This is a genomic window from Steroidobacter sp., from assembly GCF_036406195.1.
GTDB lineage: Bacteria > Pseudomonadota > Gammaproteobacteria > Steroidobacterales > Steroidobacteraceae > Steroidobacter.
This window is the reverse complement of sequence record NZ_DASWVW010000016.1, coordinates 21,365-36,917: the sequence shown is the minus strand read 5'-3', so window position 1 is coordinate 36,917 and position 15,553 is coordinate 21,365. Positions and strand designations below refer to the sequence as shown.

Annotated in this window: 14 protein-coding genes and 1 tRNA gene; 6 read left to right on the top strand and 9 right to left on the bottom strand. The window is 62.0% G+C overall.

What is annotated here, in order from left to right; genetic code table 11:
- Positions 1 to 60: 60 nt before the first annotated feature.
- Positions 61 to 1,233: an HlyD family secretion protein gene (locus tag VGE08_RS05560; RefSeq protein WP_331066856.1), complete on the bottom strand. Its 1,173-nt coding sequence runs from the start codon at positions 1,231 to 1,233 to the stop codon at positions 61 to 63.
- A complete protein-coding gene (locus VGE08_RS05555) occupies positions 1,230 to 2,837 on the bottom strand; it encodes an MFS transporter (RefSeq protein ID WP_331066855.1) in 1,608 nt (535 codons plus the stop codon). The genes VGE08_RS05560 and VGE08_RS05555 overlap by 4 nt, the downstream gene beginning before the upstream one ends.
- A 365-nt stretch (positions 2,838 to 3,202) precedes the next feature.
- Between VGE08_RS05555 and VGE08_RS05550 the strand changes: the two genes are divergently transcribed.
- The 6 genes from VGE08_RS05550 to VGE08_RS05530 all read left to right on the top strand — a co-directional run bounded on the left by VGE08_RS05550 (position 3,203) and on the right by VGE08_RS05530 (position 8,213).
- On the top strand, positions 3,203 to 4,075 hold the full coding sequence (locus VGE08_RS05550) for an SDR family oxidoreductase (RefSeq protein WP_331066854.1): 873 nt from the start codon (positions 3,203 to 3,205) through the stop codon (positions 4,073 to 4,075).
- A gap of 205 nt (positions 4,076 to 4,280) precedes the next feature.
- Positions 4,281 to 4,985 carry a HAMP domain-containing sensor histidine kinase gene (locus VGE08_RS05545; RefSeq protein WP_331066853.1) on the top strand — a complete coding sequence of 235 codons (705 nt, stop codon included), beginning with the start codon at positions 4,281 to 4,283 and terminating at the stop codon, positions 4,983 to 4,985.
- Complete coding sequence (locus tag VGE08_RS26295; RefSeq protein WP_349258635.1) at positions 4,982 to 5,269, top strand: UBP-type zinc finger domain-containing protein; 288 nt, start codon at positions 4,982 to 4,984, stop codon at positions 5,267 to 5,269. Before VGE08_RS05545 ends, VGE08_RS26295 begins: the two co-directional genes overlap by 4 nt.
- Before the next feature lie 140 nt (positions 5,270 to 5,409).
- Positions 5,410 to 6,183 carry an SDR family oxidoreductase gene (locus tag VGE08_RS05540; RefSeq protein WP_331066852.1) on the top strand — a complete coding sequence of 258 codons (774 nt, stop codon included), beginning with the start codon at positions 5,410 to 5,412 and terminating at the stop codon, positions 6,181 to 6,183.
- 126 nt (positions 6,184 to 6,309) lie between these two features.
- The gene (locus VGE08_RS05535) at positions 6,310 to 6,948 is read left to right on the top strand and encodes a glutathione S-transferase family protein (RefSeq protein ID WP_331066851.1); all 639 of its coding nucleotides are present in this window, start codon (positions 6,310 to 6,312) and stop codon (positions 6,946 to 6,948) included.
- Between the two features lie 8 nt (positions 6,949 to 6,956).
- A complete protein-coding gene (locus VGE08_RS05530; protein WP_414717457.1) occupies positions 6,957 to 8,213 on the top strand; it encodes a cytochrome b in 1,257 nt (418 codons plus the stop codon).
- Between the two features lie 260 nt (positions 8,214 to 8,473).
- Here VGE08_RS05530 and VGE08_RS05525 read toward each other — a convergent pair.
- The 7 genes from VGE08_RS05525 to VGE08_RS05495 all read right to left on the bottom strand — a co-directional run bounded on the left by VGE08_RS05525 (position 8,474) and on the right by VGE08_RS05495 (position 15,469).
- Positions 8,474 to 8,564: transfer RNA gene (locus VGE08_RS05525), tRNA-Ser, on the bottom strand.
- Between the two features lie 191 nt (positions 8,565 to 8,755).
- Positions 8,756 to 8,974 (bottom strand): carbon storage regulator CsrA, encoded by a 219-nt coding sequence (gene csrA, locus VGE08_RS05520; RefSeq protein ID WP_331066850.1) that lies wholly within the window; start codon positions 8,972 to 8,974, stop codon positions 8,756 to 8,758.
- 344 nt (positions 8,975 to 9,318) lie between these two features.
- A complete protein-coding gene (gene alaS / locus VGE08_RS05515; protein WP_331066849.1) occupies positions 9,319 to 11,970 on the bottom strand; it encodes an alanine--tRNA ligase in 2,652 nt (883 codons plus the stop codon).
- 62 nt (positions 11,971 to 12,032) lie between these two features.
- Positions 12,033 to 12,605 carry a regulatory protein RecX gene (locus VGE08_RS05510; RefSeq protein WP_331066848.1) on the bottom strand — a complete coding sequence of 191 codons (573 nt, stop codon included), beginning with the start codon at positions 12,603 to 12,605 and terminating at the stop codon, positions 12,033 to 12,035.
- Positions 12,592 to 13,617, bottom strand: coding sequence for a recombinase RecA (recA, locus tag VGE08_RS05505; protein WP_331066847.1), 1,026 nt, complete (start codon positions 13,615 to 13,617; stop codon positions 12,592 to 12,594). The genes VGE08_RS05510 and recA overlap by 14 nt, the downstream gene beginning before the upstream one ends.
- Positions 13,618 to 13,754: 137 nt before the next feature.
- On the bottom strand, positions 13,755 to 14,264 hold the full coding sequence (locus VGE08_RS05500; RefSeq protein WP_015448235.1) for a CinA family protein: 510 nt from the start codon (positions 14,262 to 14,264) through the stop codon (positions 13,755 to 13,757).
- A 722-nt stretch (positions 14,265 to 14,986) separates the two neighbouring features.
- Positions 14,987 to 15,469: a hypothetical protein gene (locus tag VGE08_RS05495; RefSeq protein WP_331066846.1), complete on the bottom strand. Its 483-nt coding sequence runs from the start codon at positions 15,467 to 15,469 to the stop codon at positions 14,987 to 14,989.
- Between the last annotated feature and the right edge of the window lie 84 nt (positions 15,470 to 15,553).

Below are 15,553 nucleotides of genomic sequence, written 5' to 3'. Positions count from 1 at the left end.
CAATCATTTGCGTTTTCGACCGCATTTTGACCCATGTGTGCATCGTCGTTGCGCAGTCGTCTACTGGTCGCACCCGAACGGCCCGGACAGCCATCCCAATGCACCGCGATGAGCGCGTCGGTCCTCGTGCGAACCTATCGCAATCATGGGCTGCACGGACATCCCTCCTGCGAGCCGTTCGAGCCCTGGCTGTGCCGGATCGAGCAGTATCCGAACTGTGAAGCGCCGGACGATCTTGGTGAAATTGCCGGTGGCATTGTCAGGTGGCAGTAGCGCGAACTCGGATCCGCTTGCACCCGAGACACTCTCCACCGAACCGCAATAGGTGTGCTCGCGAACAGCATCGACGTCAACGCGCACACGATCGCCGGGACGTATGCGCGAAAGCTGCGTCTCACGAAGATTCGCCTCCACCCATAGATCCTGGGTCGGCGCCACCGCCATCAGCCGCGTACTGGCCGTGACGTATTCACCAACACGAACGTTGCGGCCTGCGATCAGCCCTTCGCGTGGCGCGCGTATGGTGGTCGCTTCGAGATCGTTCTGGGCCCGCAGCAGTTTGGCTTCGGCCCCGAGGAGCGCGGCCGACACGGACTGCTTTTGTGCGGCGAGCACGTCGAGCTGCCTGCGCGCGAACTGCGCCTGCGCGGTCGCCTGTTCGACGCCAGCGCGTGCGCCAACGCCTTCGGCTATGCTGGTCTCGTAGGCAGACCGGCTGACTGCGCGCTCCTTTACCAGAGCGGTCGCCCGTTTCAACTCCGCATCCGCACGTTCCAGCTGTGCCGTTGCATTCTTGACTGCTGCATCGGCGACTCGGATCTGCGACTGCTGCAGCCGTTCCTGCGCATCGATCTGCATCAGTGCTGCGCGCTCGCGGGCTACGCTGGCCCGCGCGTCGCGCTCGGCAGCCTCGAAGTCCTGCGGATCGATGCGCACGATCACCTGCCCCGGCGCAACGCGCTGATGATTCTCCGTCAGTACCTCGCTGATGAACCCGGGCACTTTCGTCGACACGAACGTGAGGTCGCCCTTGATATAGGCGTTGTCGGTCTTCTCGAACGGTGTCATGCCATGCCAAAGAGCGTAACCGCCATAAATCAGCCATCCAGCGCCTGTCACCACGACACCCGCCGTGATCAACCGCTTGGTCGTCGGCAGTGGCGCCGATGAGTCGGCCGCGCGTTGAGCGGCGGTCGCCGCGGGCAGCGCGGTATCTCGGGCTTCTGCGTTCATCGATTGGGACCCTGTGAAGGCAACAGCCGCAGAGTGCTCGGGCGCGGCAGCGCCGGCAGCGCCCAAACTAGAACGGCCGCGACCGTGAGCACGACGGCCGTGATGAAGAATGCATCCTGATATGCAAGGGAGAACGCCTGTCTGGCCGTTTCATGGGACAGCCGGGAGAATGCGCCTCGCTGCACTCCCGCGGCGTCAGGCAACCATGAGATCAGAGCGCGCATCATCGCTGCGATCCCTTCGCCGGTTGCGGGCTGGAGGTTCGTGATCGATTCCGCCAGCATCGCGGAATGAAACTTCTCGCGTTCAACCACTGTGTGAGCGACTAGTGCGAGGCCACCGACGAGTCCGAACGTTCGCGCGATATTGAAGGCGATACCGTGTGATGGACCATCATGAAAATTCGCGCCGAAGACTGCATAGCGCATCGTGGCGACCGCGAACAGCGCCTGACCCATTCCAGCGAGGAGCAGCGGCACGATGAACTCTTGGCTCGCCCACTCGGAAGTGATCTGCACACACATTGCGGCCGCAAGCGCCATCGCAGCCAACCCGACCGACAGTGCGATCCGCGGGTCCGATTTCGCCGCCAGCCAGTACGCCACAGGCGTGGTAAGGAGTGTCGCCGCAGACATAACCAGCATGACACCCCCGATCTGCTCGGTGCGGAACCCCTGAATACGTGCGAGATACTGAGGTGCAATGAACACCGCAAGCAGCGTGCCGAATCGGAAAGCTACCTGCAGAATCAGACTCCAGGAAAGCGTCGGGCGGCGGAAGATCGAGAGGATAAGCAGCGGCCGCTTCGCGTGGCGCATGCTCTGGATTGCGAATGCGATGCACAGCAGCCCGCACACCAGGCTCGCCGCGATCCACCATTTTTCGAACCAGAAGCGCCGTTCTCCTTCGGCCAGGAACACAAGAACGAGCCCTAGGCCCATTGACAGCAACAAGAAGCTCGGCCAGTCGAAGGCTTTCAGCAGAGCGCGATTGCCGCGGTCGGCACGAAGTACGAAGAGCGCAAGCAGCGCATAGAGCCCACCCGCAACGGCCTGAGATGTGAACAGCGCACGCCAGCCGCCGAGAGCGATCAATGCATCCGCGGCCCACGCCGCGACACCTCCACCTAGTGAGGTCGCAATGGCGAACAACGTGAGGCCTTCGAGTTGCCCTCTACCTGGCGGCAGACTCGTCAGCACGATGAGCATCATGAGCAGGGGCAGCGCGCCGCCAAAAAATCCTTCCAGGAATCTCGCAATGAAGACCCAGGACAAGCTGTGGCCCACTGCGACCACCAGGCTCGATAGCGCGAACCCAAGCCCGAAGATCCACATCGTACGGCCGCGTCCAGTGACGCCCGCAACACCGACGGCCGCCGGGATACCGGCCAGCGTACCGACGTTGTAGAGCGTGGTGACCCAGCTCGCCTCATCGGCACTCACGGAAAGCCCGCCAGCGATATCCGGCATGGACAGGATGACGGCAAGCGGCATGGTGGCCGCCACCACTGCCCCGAACGTACTGACCGCGATCGCGCCGAACGGTGGTGACGATGCTCGATCAGATGTGGCCGGATTCGAAACTGAGTCGACTGCCGCAGGCATGTGCTTCTCACTCCCACTGTAGAAGAAGCAGCCGGCGGCTCTCTGCCGCCGGCTGAAATCACGTGCTGCACCTGGGGTTTAGGGGGGAATTGCGCACGTGGGGACTTGTCGGCCCAACTCTGCAGCCTGTGGCTCACATCTTCTTGCATGCATCTGAGGTGACTTGAAGGCGCCGCCGCAATCCGAACTCATGGCGAATGCGCCCCGGCCTTGTGCACTCCACTGCGATGCCACTCGCGTCCAAACAGCCAACAGCTCGCTCAATCAGGTGAGAGATGTCTGGGCTGAACATGCGTCACGACGGCTTCTGAGGTCCCTGCCCGAGGTCGTAACTTGCTCGCTCGCAGTGACGGAGATCGGAAACGATGAGAATTGCAGTGATTGGCGGTACTGGACTCGTTGGTGCAAAACTGGTGACCACCCTGCGACATCGTGGTCACGAGGTCGTAGTGGCATCGCGCCAGCGTGGCGTCAACACACTGACGGGCGAAGGCTTGAGCCAGGCGATTGCGGGCTCGCGGGTCGTCATCGACGTCACGAACTCGCCGACGCTGGATGGTAGATCGGTGATGGACTTCTTTGGAACGTCGAGCCGCAACCTTCTGGCAACCGAGCAAGCCGAACGCGTCAAGCACCACATCGTGCTGTCTATCGTGGGAACCGATCGCTTACTCAATAGTGCTTATTTCAGAGCGAAGATGCTGCAGGAGGATCTGGTGCGGCGCTCCCCCATCCCCCACACCATTCTGCGATCGACGCAGTTCTTCGATTTCCTGCCACGCATCCCGGAGCCGCATCTGGATGGAACGGTTGTGCGCGTCTCGCCTGCATTCGTCCAGCCCGTCGCTGCGGATGAAGTGGCTGCGGCCATTGCCGATCTCGCGCAGGCTGGGCCTCGCAATGGCATGATCGAGCACGCTGGACCGGAGATCTTCCACCTGGACCAAATCGTGCGGCAGGTCATGACAGCCGCGGGAGACCAGCGCGCCGTCATCGCGGACTCGCGTGCACGTTACTTTGGCGCAGAACTGAGTAATGACTCATTGACGCCAGATGAGGGCGCGATCATCGGCGTGACGCGCTTCGACGAATGGCTCAAGCAGCATGCATCGAGACTGCGTGCTGAGGGCCTCAGTCCAACGTCCTCGCTTCTTGAGGGTGACGCGCGCGGGCCGAATTTTCGTACACGAGCCCAGCGTGCACCCGGCACCCGGAATATTCTTTCCTTGAACAGATGATCACTGCCCGCCCTCGCAACGAAGAAGACGGGATTTCAGTTCGTCGAGGGGCTGATCCGGAAGCGCGCATTTTCCGCCCGTTCATGCGCGGGGTCGATGAGGCCTCATTGCCTCCTGAGCCGGACGGTCACACGACGATGCGCAGGGCGGGCAATCCTGCACACGAGACGTTCACAACAGCATTCCTCAGCGAGACCCATAGCCCATGGAAACGATTTCTCACGAGCCAACACGCCTCGAGCTTCTGGCCACTGTCGCCCACGAGTTGCGCAACCCGCTGGCGGCGATCCAAGCAGCCGTTCGGATAATCGACAGCCATGAGCCTGCGTCTGCACGAAGAAAAGAAGCGCGCGCATCGATTGATCTTCAGGTACTGCGAATCGCCCGAATATCCGACGACCTGCTCGATGCAGGCTACCTGGCTTCCGGCAAACCTGAACTAAGAAAGGAACTTATCGACCTCAGGGATCTCGTCAACTCTGCAATCGAAACCTGTGGCCCGCAGTTGGAGGCAGGGCATTTCGCGATGGCCGTACTGCTGCCCCCACAGCCCGTAATGATCGAAGCCGATCCGTTGCGGATCACTCAGGTGCTCATCAACCTACTCGACAATGCCGCGAAGTTCAGCGAGCCCTACGGGATGATCGTCGTCGCCATCGAGGACATGCCCAGCATCGTTGGCCTGCGAGTCGTCGATCATGGCATCGGCATTCCTGCCCACTTATTACCGTGCATCTTCGATCCGTTCGTACAGGGCGACACGGCACGAACGCGATCCAGTCGCGGCATAGGCATCGGCCTTAATGTCGTCAAGCATATCGTCGAAATGCACAGAGGAACCGTACATGCCTTCAGTGCAGGGCCGGATCTGGGAAGTACGTTCACAGTTCGACTGCCGAGGCACCCATGAGCACACTGTGCACGCACCTTGACTTCGTACAAACCAATGCACCCACCTCGCGGGTTTGCGAGGAGTGCCTACGACTCGGCAATACCTGGATTCATCTGCGTGTATGCCGGACTTGCGGGCACGTGGGCTGCTGCGACGACTCGAAGAATCGGCACGCTCGAAAGCACTTCGACGCGATGTCGCACCCAATCATCACATCGATGGAACCTGGTGAAACCTGGAGCTGGTGTTTTCTCGACAGGACCCTCGTGAAAGGTCTGACTCGGCTTGCACCTTTCAAATAAGACGTTGCTCATCCTTGGTCGCATCACGCATCCAATTCGCGTCCTCTCATGCCAAGACCCGCGCCTGTGTTCCGGTGGAAGCTTCCACACGAAGCGCGCAATGCCGCTTTGTTTCCATCGTCACAGAGTAGGAGCACGAAATGAAGATTGTCGTAATCGGTGGCAGCGGCCTCATCGGATCCAGGTTGGTGAGCATGCTTCGCGACAAGGGTCATGAAGTTCTCGCCGCGTCTCCGAATTCGGGAGTCAACACAATCACAGGCGAAGGTCTGGATGCAGCGCTCTCTGGCGCGCAGGTTGTCGTCGACGTCGCCAACTCGCCATCCTTTGAGGATGCAGCGGTTCTAAAGTTCTTCGTGACTTCAGGAACCAATCTGCTGGCCGCCGAAGCTCGCGCGGGCGTCAAGCATCATGTCGCGCTGTCGATCGTCGGGGCTGATCGCCTGCCGGACAGCGGCTACCTGCGTGCGAAGGTAGCTCAGGAGAACCTGATCAAAAAGTCTGGAATCCCTTATTCGATCCTGCGCTCGACGCAGTTCTTCGAGTTCATTGGCCGGATTGCACAGTCGGGAGATGACGGTAAGTCCGTTCGCATTTCGAGCGCCCACTTCCAGCCCATCCTCTCGGCAGACGTTGTCGCCGAACTCGCCGATGTCACACTGGGAGAGCCCCTCAACGGCACAGTCGAGGTTGGCGGCCCCGAGCGCTTTCGCATGGATGAGTTGGTTCGACGCGTCCTGCAGGCCAACGGCGACAAGCGCGAAGTGATCGCAGATCCCCGTACCCGGTACTTTGGCGCGGAGCTCAACGACCAGAGCCTCGTAGCAGGCCCCGGCGCTCGCGTCGGATCGAAGCGATTCGAACAGTGGCTGCAGGAATCGAGCGCCACACAACCGCGTGGGAAGGTCGCCTAGGCATCATCCGCCGAGTTTGCTCTGCCTACCTGCACTGTCCATGAAGGGCGAGGCCGCGTTGTTGCACGGGGAGAAACCTGTGCTGGCCTCGCCTCGTCCTTCCCGAGCCCACATGCGGAGAAATCCATGCAGCTCTACTACTTTCCAGGGGCGTGTTCGCTCGCAGATCACGTCGTTCTCGAATGGATCGGCGTGCCGTACGAAATCATCAGGATGGATCGCGACAGCATCAATTCCCCTGAGTATCTGGCACTCAATCCGACAGGGGCGGTGCCACTCCTCGTAGATGGCGACTACCATCTGACGCAGAACGCAGCGATCCTCTGGTACCTGGCGGATCGCTACTCGGCTTCGCAGTTGCTCGGCGAACCAACGCCGCGGGGACGAGCTGAAGTGATGCGTTGGCTGTCGCTTCTCAACTCAGATCTTCATCCGGCGTTCAAGCCGATCTTCTCACCCAGCCGATTCCTTTCGGGTGCCAGCCGCGAACCGGAGATCGCCGACACTGCCCGTCTTGCAGTTCGGAAGTATCTTGCAATCCTGAATGAGCGCCTCGATGGAAGAGAATGGCTCGCGGATCAGCGTTCGATCGCCGATCCGTACCTGTTCGTGATGTTGCGATGGGCAGTCCGCTTCAATATCGATTTGAAAGAATTCGCGCACCTGACTCGTTTCCTCGAGCGAATGTATGCCGATCCCGGTGTACGCAAGTCGATTCTCGAGGAGGAAGGTGAGACAGCCGAGTATGCTCGGGCGGCGATGTGACAAGCGCCATGCTGAGCTTCAGAAAGAACAGCTCGCCGGGCCACTTGGTGCCGAGTCTCGAACGAATCGCGGAGTGGATCGACGCGCGCTTCCCGATGACTCGCTTCATGAAGGAGCATGCCAGCGAGTACTACGCGCCGAAGAACTTCAACTTCTGGTACTACTTCGGCTCGCTGGCGCTGGTGGTGCTGGTGCTGCAGATCGTCACCGGCATCTTCCTGACGATGAACTACAAGCCTTCGGCCGAGCACGCGTTCGCGTCGGTCGAGTACATCATGCGCGACGTGGAGTGGGGCTGGCTGATCCGCTACATGCATTCCACCGGCGCGTCGGCGTTCTTCATCGTTGTCTATCTGCACATGTTTCGCGGCCTGATGTACGGCTCGTACAAGAATCCGCGCGAGCTGGTGTGGATCTTCGGCATGCTGATCTATCTGTGCCTGATGGCCGAGGCGTTCTTCGGCTATCTGCTGCCCTGGGGCAACATGTCCTATTGGGGCGCGCAGGTGATCGTGTCGCTGTTCGGCGCGATCCCCGGCATCGGCGAGTCGCTGGTGGAATGGATCCGCGGCGACTACTACATCTCCGACATCACGCTGAACCGCTTCTTCGCGCTGCACGTCATCGCGTTGCCGCTGGCGCTGGTGTTCCTGGTGATCGCGCACATCTTCGCGCTGCACGAGGTGGGCTCGAACAATCCCGACGGCATCGAGATCAAGAAGCTCAAGGGCCCGGACGGCCATCCGGTGGACGGCATTCCCTTCCATCCGTACTACACCGTGAAGGACCTGGTGGGCTTCATCGTGTTCGCGATGGTGTTCGCGCTGGTGCTGTTCTTCGCGCCGGAAATGGGCGGCTACTTCCTCGAGCACGCCAACTTCGACCCGGCCGATCCTCTGCGCACCCCGGAGCACATTGCGCCGGTGTGGTACTTCACGCCGTTCTACGCAATCCTGCGCGCGGTGCCGAACAAGCTGTTCGGTGTGGTTCTGATGGGGGCGGCCGTGATCGCCTTCGTGTTCCTGCCGTGGCTGGACCGTTCGAAGGTGAAGTCGGTCCGCTATCGTGGCTGGCTGTTCAAGGCCTTCCTCGGCGCGTTCGCGGTCAGCTTCATCGCGCTGGGTTACCTGGGCCTGATGCCGGCGACCCCGGGCTACACCCTGGCGGCACGCTTCTTTGCGGCCATCTACTTCGCGTTTTTTGTCCTTATGCCGTGGTATTCAAACACGGGCCGGACGAAGCCAGTGCCGGAACGCATCAGCTAACGGTTGCTCGTTGCTGGCCTGAGTAGCACCTGAATGCGAAAACGTACGTGGCAACGCCCAAGCGCGACTCGTGCTTGAAAACTCGGTGACCAGCCCCTGCGCTTTTTTACTTGGATTTGAGAGATGGTGGACGGGATGGCGGAACAAGATTCGGTCGAACCCCTCCGACTGTCAGGTATCGCGACTTCCTAAGCCCATCTCGCTGCAGGAATTTTTGCGCGAGCTGACTCCTGGAGTCGGTCGGCGACTTCGGCGGGGAGTGGCGGAGAGTGAGGGATTCGAACCCTCGATGGGCTTTTGACCCATACACCCTTAGCAGGGGTGCGCCTTCGACCACTCGGCCAACTCTCCGGCGCCTGCCAGGGCGTAGTGCCCCAGGAATCACAGCGGGGACGACTTGCCCCGGAGCCGTGAAGGCCGGCAAGAATACTGGCCAGGGCCCGTTAGGTAAAGGGTCGGAGCGGGAATTGCACCTACGCTCATAGCGGTACGCGGGAGTGGCGGATCACGTCACCCCGCGCAGGTGAGGCGAGCGCTCGAAGTCAGGAGCCAGCGCCGGTGATCGGACGCTTTGCCGCGCCGCTACCCGCCGCTTGTTCCTCACGCTTGATTCGCTCGTAGATCTCTTCGCGATGTACTGCAACCTCTTTCGGCGCGTTTACACCCACACGCACCTGGTTGCCCTTGACGCCTAGAACGGTCACTGTGATGTCGTTACCTATCATCACGGTCTCACCGACGCGCCTTGTCAGAATCAACATGGTTCGCTCCTTGCTGTCAGCCGAATGATCAAGTTGCGATTGCCGGCGGTGGAAATCACCGCCCTCCCACAGCGCACGCACTTTGTCATTCGAAATCGAGAGTAGGTCAGCTGCTCGGGTAATGGGGATCGGGATTTCCCTGAATATCGAAAATTACCCTCACAGGAAAGACAATATATTTTTGGGTATGTTCGCACCAATCAATTCTGACTGCGACCCGAATTTTCCCCAGTATCGAAAAAATCTACTTCATGGGTATCGGGCCGACATAATGCGGCAGATTGGCGGGGGAGTAGAGCAGCTTCCATGCGGCTCTGCAGTTCGCGCAATCACTGATGCCAGTTTCAGGCTGATTTTGCCGTGACTTTGGACTCAATCCACGAGGCCACACCCGCCAGCGCAGCATCCAGCTTGGCGGGATCGTTGCCGCCGGCTTGTGCCAGATCCGCCCGCCCGCCGCCTCGCCCCCCGACTTGCTGGGCAACGAAGTTCACCAGGTCTCCCGCTTTTACCCGCGCCGTCTGATCTGGCGTCACGCCCGCGATCAACACGACTTTGTCGGCCTCCTGCACGGAGGCGAGCACGATAGCCGCCGAGCGCAGCTTGTTTTTCAGCTGGTCCACGGCATCGCGCAATGCGGGCGCGTCCGCACCGTCGACTCGCGTGGCGACGACTTTCAGCCCACCCACATCCACCGCGGAGCTCGACAGGTCGTTGCCTTGTCCACTGGCCAGCTTGGACTTGAGGGTGGCCACTTCTTTTTCGAGCTTACGGCTGCGGTCGAGCAGTTGTCGGACTTTATCCTCCACGTCATCGCGCCCCGCCTTGACCATCGACGCGACATCGCGCAGCAGGCGCTCCGTCTGCGAAACCCACTCATAGGCGCCCTGCCCGGTGACGGCTTCGATGCGGCGAATGCCCGCGGCCACGCCGCCCTCGCTGATGATCTTGAACAGCCCGATGTCGCCTGCACGGCTTACATGGGTGCCGCCGCACAGCTCCGTTGAGAAATCACCGAAGCGGAGCACGCGCACCTCGTCGTCATACTTCTCACCGAACAAGGCCATGGCCCCCGAAGCGACAGCCGCTTCGTAAGGCATGAGCTTGGTTTCCGCAGGGGCGTTTGCGCGAATTTCCGCGTTCACCAGCTGCTCGATTTCCCGCAACTCCGCCGGAGTGACCGGGGAAAAGTGTGCGAAGTCGAAACGCAGCCGATCGGGCGCAACCAACGAGCCCTTCTGCGTGACGTGAGTGCCGAGCACTTTGCGCAAAGCCGCGTGCAGCAGATGGGTGGCCGAGTGATTGGCCATGATGGCGCGGCGGCGCTCTCCATCCACGCGAGCCTCAATGCGAGAGCCTACGCGCAGTTCGCCTTCTGCCACGCGACCGATGTGAGCGAATGCGCTACCAATCTTCTGGGTGTCCAGGACTTCGAACCTGACGCCCGAGCCGACCAGCTCGCCCGCATCGCCCACTTGTCCGCCACTCTCCGCATAGAAAGGAGTGTGGTCGAGAACGACCTGCCCTTCCTCGCCGGCCCGAAGCGCATCGACGCGCTCCTTGCCTCGGAGTAAGGCGACGATGGTGCCGCTACCACTCAAGCTGTCGTAGCCGCTGAAGAGGGTCTTGTCGTCGAGCGAAACGCCCGCGCGCAGATCGACACCGAACTTGCTGGCAGCACGGCCGCGCTCGCGTTGCGCTTCCATCGCCGCTTCGAAGCCGGCTTCGTCGATAGTGAGCCCCCGCTCACGCGCGATATCCGCGGTGAGATCGACAGGGAAACCGAACGTGTCGTAGAGGCGGAACACGGTCTCGCCGGGGATCTGCTTGGTTCCCTGGAGCGAGCCGATTGCCTGATCCAGCAAGGCCATGCCCTGCGAGAGCGTTTCCGCGAAGCGCTCTTCTTCCTGCTTCAGGACGCGCTCGATCTGCGCTCGCTGCGTGCGCAATTCCGGATAAGCCGCGCCCATCTCCTGTTCGAGCGCGCCGACCAGCGTATAAAAGAACGGCTGCGTCTGGCCGAGCTTGTAGCCGTGACGAATCGCGCGCCGGATGATGCGACGGAGCACATAACCGCGCCCCTCGTTCGATGGAAACACGCCATCGGCCACGAGGAACGAACATGCGCGGATATGGTCGGCGATGACACGCAGTGAGCTGGAAGTGAGATCTTTGGTATTGGTCGCGCTCGCAGCGGCGCGGATCAGGTTCACGAACAGGTCGATCTCATAGTTCGAGTGCACGCCCTGCATGACGGCGGCGGTTCGCTCGAGACCCATGCCGGTATCGACCGAGGGCTTGGGCAACGGCGTGAGCGTGCCTTCCGCCGAGCGCTCGAACTGCATGAACACCAGGTTCCAGATCTCGATCCAGCGATCGCCGTCCGCATCCGGCGAGCCCGGCGGGCCGCCGGGAATGTCCGCACCGTGATCGTAGAAGATCTCCGAGCACGGTCCGCACGGTCCCGTTTCACCCATCTGCCAGAAGTTGTCCGAGCCGCCGCCCGGCTTGTCGCCGATGCGCACGATGCGATCCGCAGGCACGCCGACATCCTTGTGCCAGATGTCATAAGCCTCGTCGTCGGTGTGATAGACGGTAACCATCAGGCGCTGCGGATCGATGCCGAGATACTGCTTGCCGGTCACGAAGTCCCAGGCATAGCGGATCGCCTCGCGCTTGAAGTAATCGCCGAAGCTGAAGTTGCCCAGCATCTCGAAGAACGTGTGATGCCGCGCCGTATAGCCGACGTTCTCGAGATCGTTGTGCTTGCCGCCGGCGCGCACACAGCGCTGCGACGTGGCCGCGCGGCTGTAACTGCGCTTCTCCTTGCCAAGGAACACGTCCTTGAACTGCACCATGCCGGCATTGGTGAACAGCAGCGTCGGGTCATTGCCCGGCACCAATGAGCTGGAGGGTACGATCTGGTGGCCCCGCTCATGGAAAAAGTCGAGGAACAGCGCGCGAAGGTCGGCGCTCGACAAGCGCTTGGCAGTCATGAGAAACCGTCAGGAATGATCCGGGATCGAATCCTCCGCCCGGATCGCTGTCCTTTTTCCGGCTAGTCGTCCGTATGAGGATCGAACTTCAGGGCGGCGCGGATCTGATCGCTGTTAAAACCGCGATATTGAAGGAATCGCGCCTGCTTTGCACGTTCGCTCGCGGTTTGCGGCAGCTCCGCCCCGAACTTGCGCCGGCGGACCTCGGCGGCGAGCGCATTCCAGTCGCACTCGGCGGAGCCAACTTCTTGTTGGATCTGGGGATCGGCGATGCCCTGCTGCCGCAGTTCCGCGCGGATTCGCACCGGTCCCTGGCCGCGACGGGCATGGTGATGGACATAATTGGCAGCGAAGCGCTCGTCCGAGAGCAGCTTTTTCTTGCCGAGCTTGTCGAGCACCACCGCGATGCTCGACTCCGGATGACCCTTTGCCGCCAGCTTGCGCCTCAGCTCCTCGGTGGAATGCTCACGCCGGGACAGCAGGCGCACCGCGGCAACCTCGACTACCTGGTCCCGCTGTTTGGTACGAAGCGCCCGCTCCTCCGGAGTGAGCGCTTCGTCCGCCTCCGCCGGATCGATGGCCGGGCTGGAGGCCTCGAACAATTCGCGCGTGCGGCTGGCTTTAGGCCGTCTCACCCTTCTCCGCCTCGCCCTGCTTGGTCGCCGGCAGCAGCTTCTCGCGGATCTTGGTCTCGATCTCGCGGGCGATCTCCGGGTTCTGCGCCAGGAAGCTGCGGGCATTCTCCTTGCCCTGGCCGATGCGCTCGCCGTTGTAGCTGTACCAGGAGCCGGATTTCTCCACCAGGCCCTGCGCCACGCCGATATCGATGATCTCGCCGTTACGCGAGATGCCCTGGCCGTACATGATCTCGAACTCGGCTTCGCGGAACGGCGGCGCCACCTTGTTCTTCACCACTTTGACGCGCGTCTGGTTGCCGACCACTTCCTCGCCACTCTTGATGGCGCCGATGCGGCGGATGTCCAGGCGCACCGAGGAATAGAACTTGAGCGCGTTGCCGCCGGTGGTGGTCTCGGGATTGCCGAACATCACGCCGATCTTCATGCGGATCTGGTTGATGAAGATCACCAGGCAGCCGGATTTCTTGATGTTGGCGGTGAGCTTGCGCAGCGCCTGGCTCATCAGGCGGGCGTGCAGGCCGACGTGGGAGTCGCCCATCTCGCCCTCGATCTCGGCCTTCGGAGTCAGCGCGGCCACCGAGTCGACCACCACCATGTCCACCGCGCCCGAGCGCACCAGCATGTCGGCGATTTCCAGCGCCTGCTCGCCGGTATCCGGCTGCGATACCAGCAGGTCGTCGACCTTGACGCCGAGCTTTTCGGCGTAAGTGGGATCGAGCGCATGCTCGGCGTCGATGAATGCGGCGGTGCCGCCGGCGCGCTGGCAGCTGGCGATCGCCTGCAGCGTCATGGTGGTCTTGCCGGACGATTCCGGGCCGTAGATCTCGACCACGCGGCCGCGCGGCAGGCCGCCGACGCCGAGCGCGATGTCCAGCCCCAGCGAGCCGGTGGAGATCGTCTCGATCGCCTCGTTGACGCGGTCGCCCATGCGCATGACGGCACCCTTGCCGAACTGCTTTTCGATCTGGCCGAGGGCGGAAGTGAGCGCCTTGCGCTTGTTGTCATCCATCGTCTTGTGTTCCGGTTGGGCTGTGGTTGGGATGCATGATGCCCGGATCGGATCTCACGGGCTGCGATCAGGTCGGATCGCCGGCGGCCGGGCCAGTATCCCACATCGGTCAAGCCGGTCTGGCAGCCGATTGCGCGTCACTCCGTCAGCGTTTTGCGCAAGCCGATGAGCGCCGCCGCCACGGTCTGCCGCCGCACCGCCTCGCGGTCGCCGGGAAAGTGGAACAGTTGTGCGTGGCCGTAGCCGCCGCGGCGTTTCCAGCCGATCCACACCGTGCCGACTGGCTTGTCCGGGGTACCGCCCGATGGCCCGGCGATGCCGGTGACCGCCACCGCCACGCCGGCGCCGAAGCGCGCCAGCGCGCCGGATACCATCTCCAGCACGGTTTCCTCGCTGACCGCGCCGGTGTGCTCCAGCGTACGCGGGTTGACCCCGAGCAGCGCCTCCTTTGCCTCGTAGCTGTAGGTCACCACGCCGGCGTCGAACCAGGCCGAGCTGCCCGGCAGGTCGGTCAGCGTCTTGGCAATCCAGCCGCCGCTGCAGGATTCGGCCGTCACCAGCATCAGCCGACAACGTTGCACCTCGCTGGCCACCTCGCCGGCCAGTGCCAGCAACTCGGCATCGGTAGGAACAGACGACGACTCCATGCGAGACTCCCGGACTTGGACGAAACTGTGCGCCACGCGCAGAGGCACCGTTCTACCCGTTCCGCGCGACCACGCCAAGACTTGCATTGCATGAGCCAAGACGATCTCACCAAGCACACCCCGTTCATGCGCCAGAATATCCGTATGCTGAACAACCCCAAGCGGGGCGCGGGTTCCGGGGCACACCGACCCATCGGATAGCCCACTTGGACGGAACTTGGACGTCAAAAACCGGGGTTTTGACCCGGGTACAACCCCCAAAAAGGGGTTGGACGCCGCCCAAAGCTCGACCCCGTTTGGACGTCCAAACGCCCGCCACGAATGCACCCACAGTCCGGCGACAGGACCTTCTCAACGCGTGGATAGCGCCCACCACTTGGCCGACTCCTCAAGCGAGCCTGGGGTGCTTGGAATTACCCAGCCAAAAGGTCCAGGACAAGCGGACCGTGATGACGACCAGTGCTGGCCGCGACGAAAATGGAGTGAAGTGGCCCGCGGATGCGTTAAGGGGCGACGTGCTCGCCTGCACCAGAGACGGGTAAGCAATCCAGAACAGCTGGAGCGCTGATGGCGCACCACCACACCGGGAACAAGGCCCGTGGTGCGGCACGAATTGACCAGAAAAGGTTGACCGGCCGGTGGATCGCTGGGCCAAGTTCGGGCTAATCAGGACCCGGGCGTCGTCCAGGCCCGGGTTTCACGCTGGTCGTGTGAGGAAGACCTCACAAACCCAATATCGTGATGTAAGCAGCGCGCAATGCCTCGGCGTCCACTGCGGCGTGATGTCGGCGCGCCGCCCTCTCAGGCCTGCAGCCGAAATAGATCTCCAGTTCACCCAGGACGTCTTGGCGTGTGACGAGCACCGGCTCCCACGCCGGCACCTCACCGCTCCACGTTCCAAACCCCGTCAGCGCCCTCGCCAACTGTCTCTTGTCGATCGCCCCGTCGAAGTGGATGCGGGGGTGATCGAAGGACGCCACGAACACCCGTAGTTGTTCACCGAAACTCTCATCCGAGAGCGCTGCATCACCGCCATCCAGGAGCGGATAGACCACCTTGCTGACGAAGGATGACGGCGCTCCGGGTCGTGGAGACCGCTCGGCGTAGAAGCATTGGGTGGCATCCACGTTGACCAAGGCCAAGCTGACCAGCTCGCGCACGGCATCGTTGTTCCACTCGGTGTCGAGAAAGAGAAGATCGGCCATGCAGGGCCCCGGTGCCATTGGGCGGTGATTGGGAGTAACGACGGACGGCGATGTCGTCAGTATGCCCCGCGAAACGACTTTCCC

Excerpts from the sequence above, each read along its gene's own strand:
- VGE08_RS05495 (WP_331066846.1), bottom strand. The coding sequence starts at position 15,469 with ATGGCCGATCTTCTCTTTCTCGACACCGAGTGGAACAACGATGCCGTG.
- VGE08_RS05560 (WP_331066856.1), bottom strand. The coding sequence starts at position 1,233 with ATGAACGCAGAAGCCCGAGATACCGCGCTGCCCGCGGCGACCGCCGCT.
- alaS (WP_331066849.1), bottom strand. The coding sequence starts at position 11,970 with ATGACTGCCAAGCGCTTGTCGAGCGCCGACCTTCGCGCGCTGTTCCTC.
- VGE08_RS05500 (WP_015448235.1), bottom strand. The coding sequence starts at position 14,264 with ATGGAGTCGTCGTCTGTTCCTACCGATGCCGAGTTGCTGGCACTGGCC.
- VGE08_RS05555 (WP_331066855.1), bottom strand. The coding sequence starts at position 2,837 with ATGCCTGCGGCAGTCGACTCAGTTTCGAATCCGGCCACATCTGATCGA.
- VGE08_RS05550 (WP_331066854.1), top strand. The coding sequence starts at position 3,203 with ATGAGAATTGCAGTGATTGGCGGTACTGGACTCGTTGGTGCAAAACTG.
- VGE08_RS05530 (WP_414717457.1), top strand. The coding sequence starts at position 6,957 with ATGCTGAGCTTCAGAAAGAACAGCTCGCCGGGCCACTTGGTGCCGAGT.
- recA (WP_331066847.1), bottom strand. The coding sequence starts at position 13,617 with ATGGATGACAACAAGCGCAAGGCGCTCACTTCCGCCCTCGGCCAGATC.
- VGE08_RS05535 (WP_331066851.1), top strand. The coding sequence starts at position 6,310 with ATGCAGCTCTACTACTTTCCAGGGGCGTGTTCGCTCGCAGATCACGTC.
- VGE08_RS05540 (WP_331066852.1), top strand. The coding sequence starts at position 5,410 with ATGAAGATTGTCGTAATCGGTGGCAGCGGCCTCATCGGATCCAGGTTG.
- csrA (WP_331066850.1), bottom strand. The coding sequence starts at position 8,974 with ATGTTGATTCTGACAAGGCGCGTCGGTGAGACCGTGATGATAGGTAAC.
- VGE08_RS05545 (WP_331066853.1), top strand. The coding sequence starts at position 4,281 with ATGGAAACGATTTCTCACGAGCCAACACGCCTCGAGCTTCTGGCCACT.
- VGE08_RS26295 (WP_349258635.1), top strand. The coding sequence starts at position 4,982 with ATGAGCACACTGTGCACGCACCTTGACTTCGTACAAACCAATGCACCC.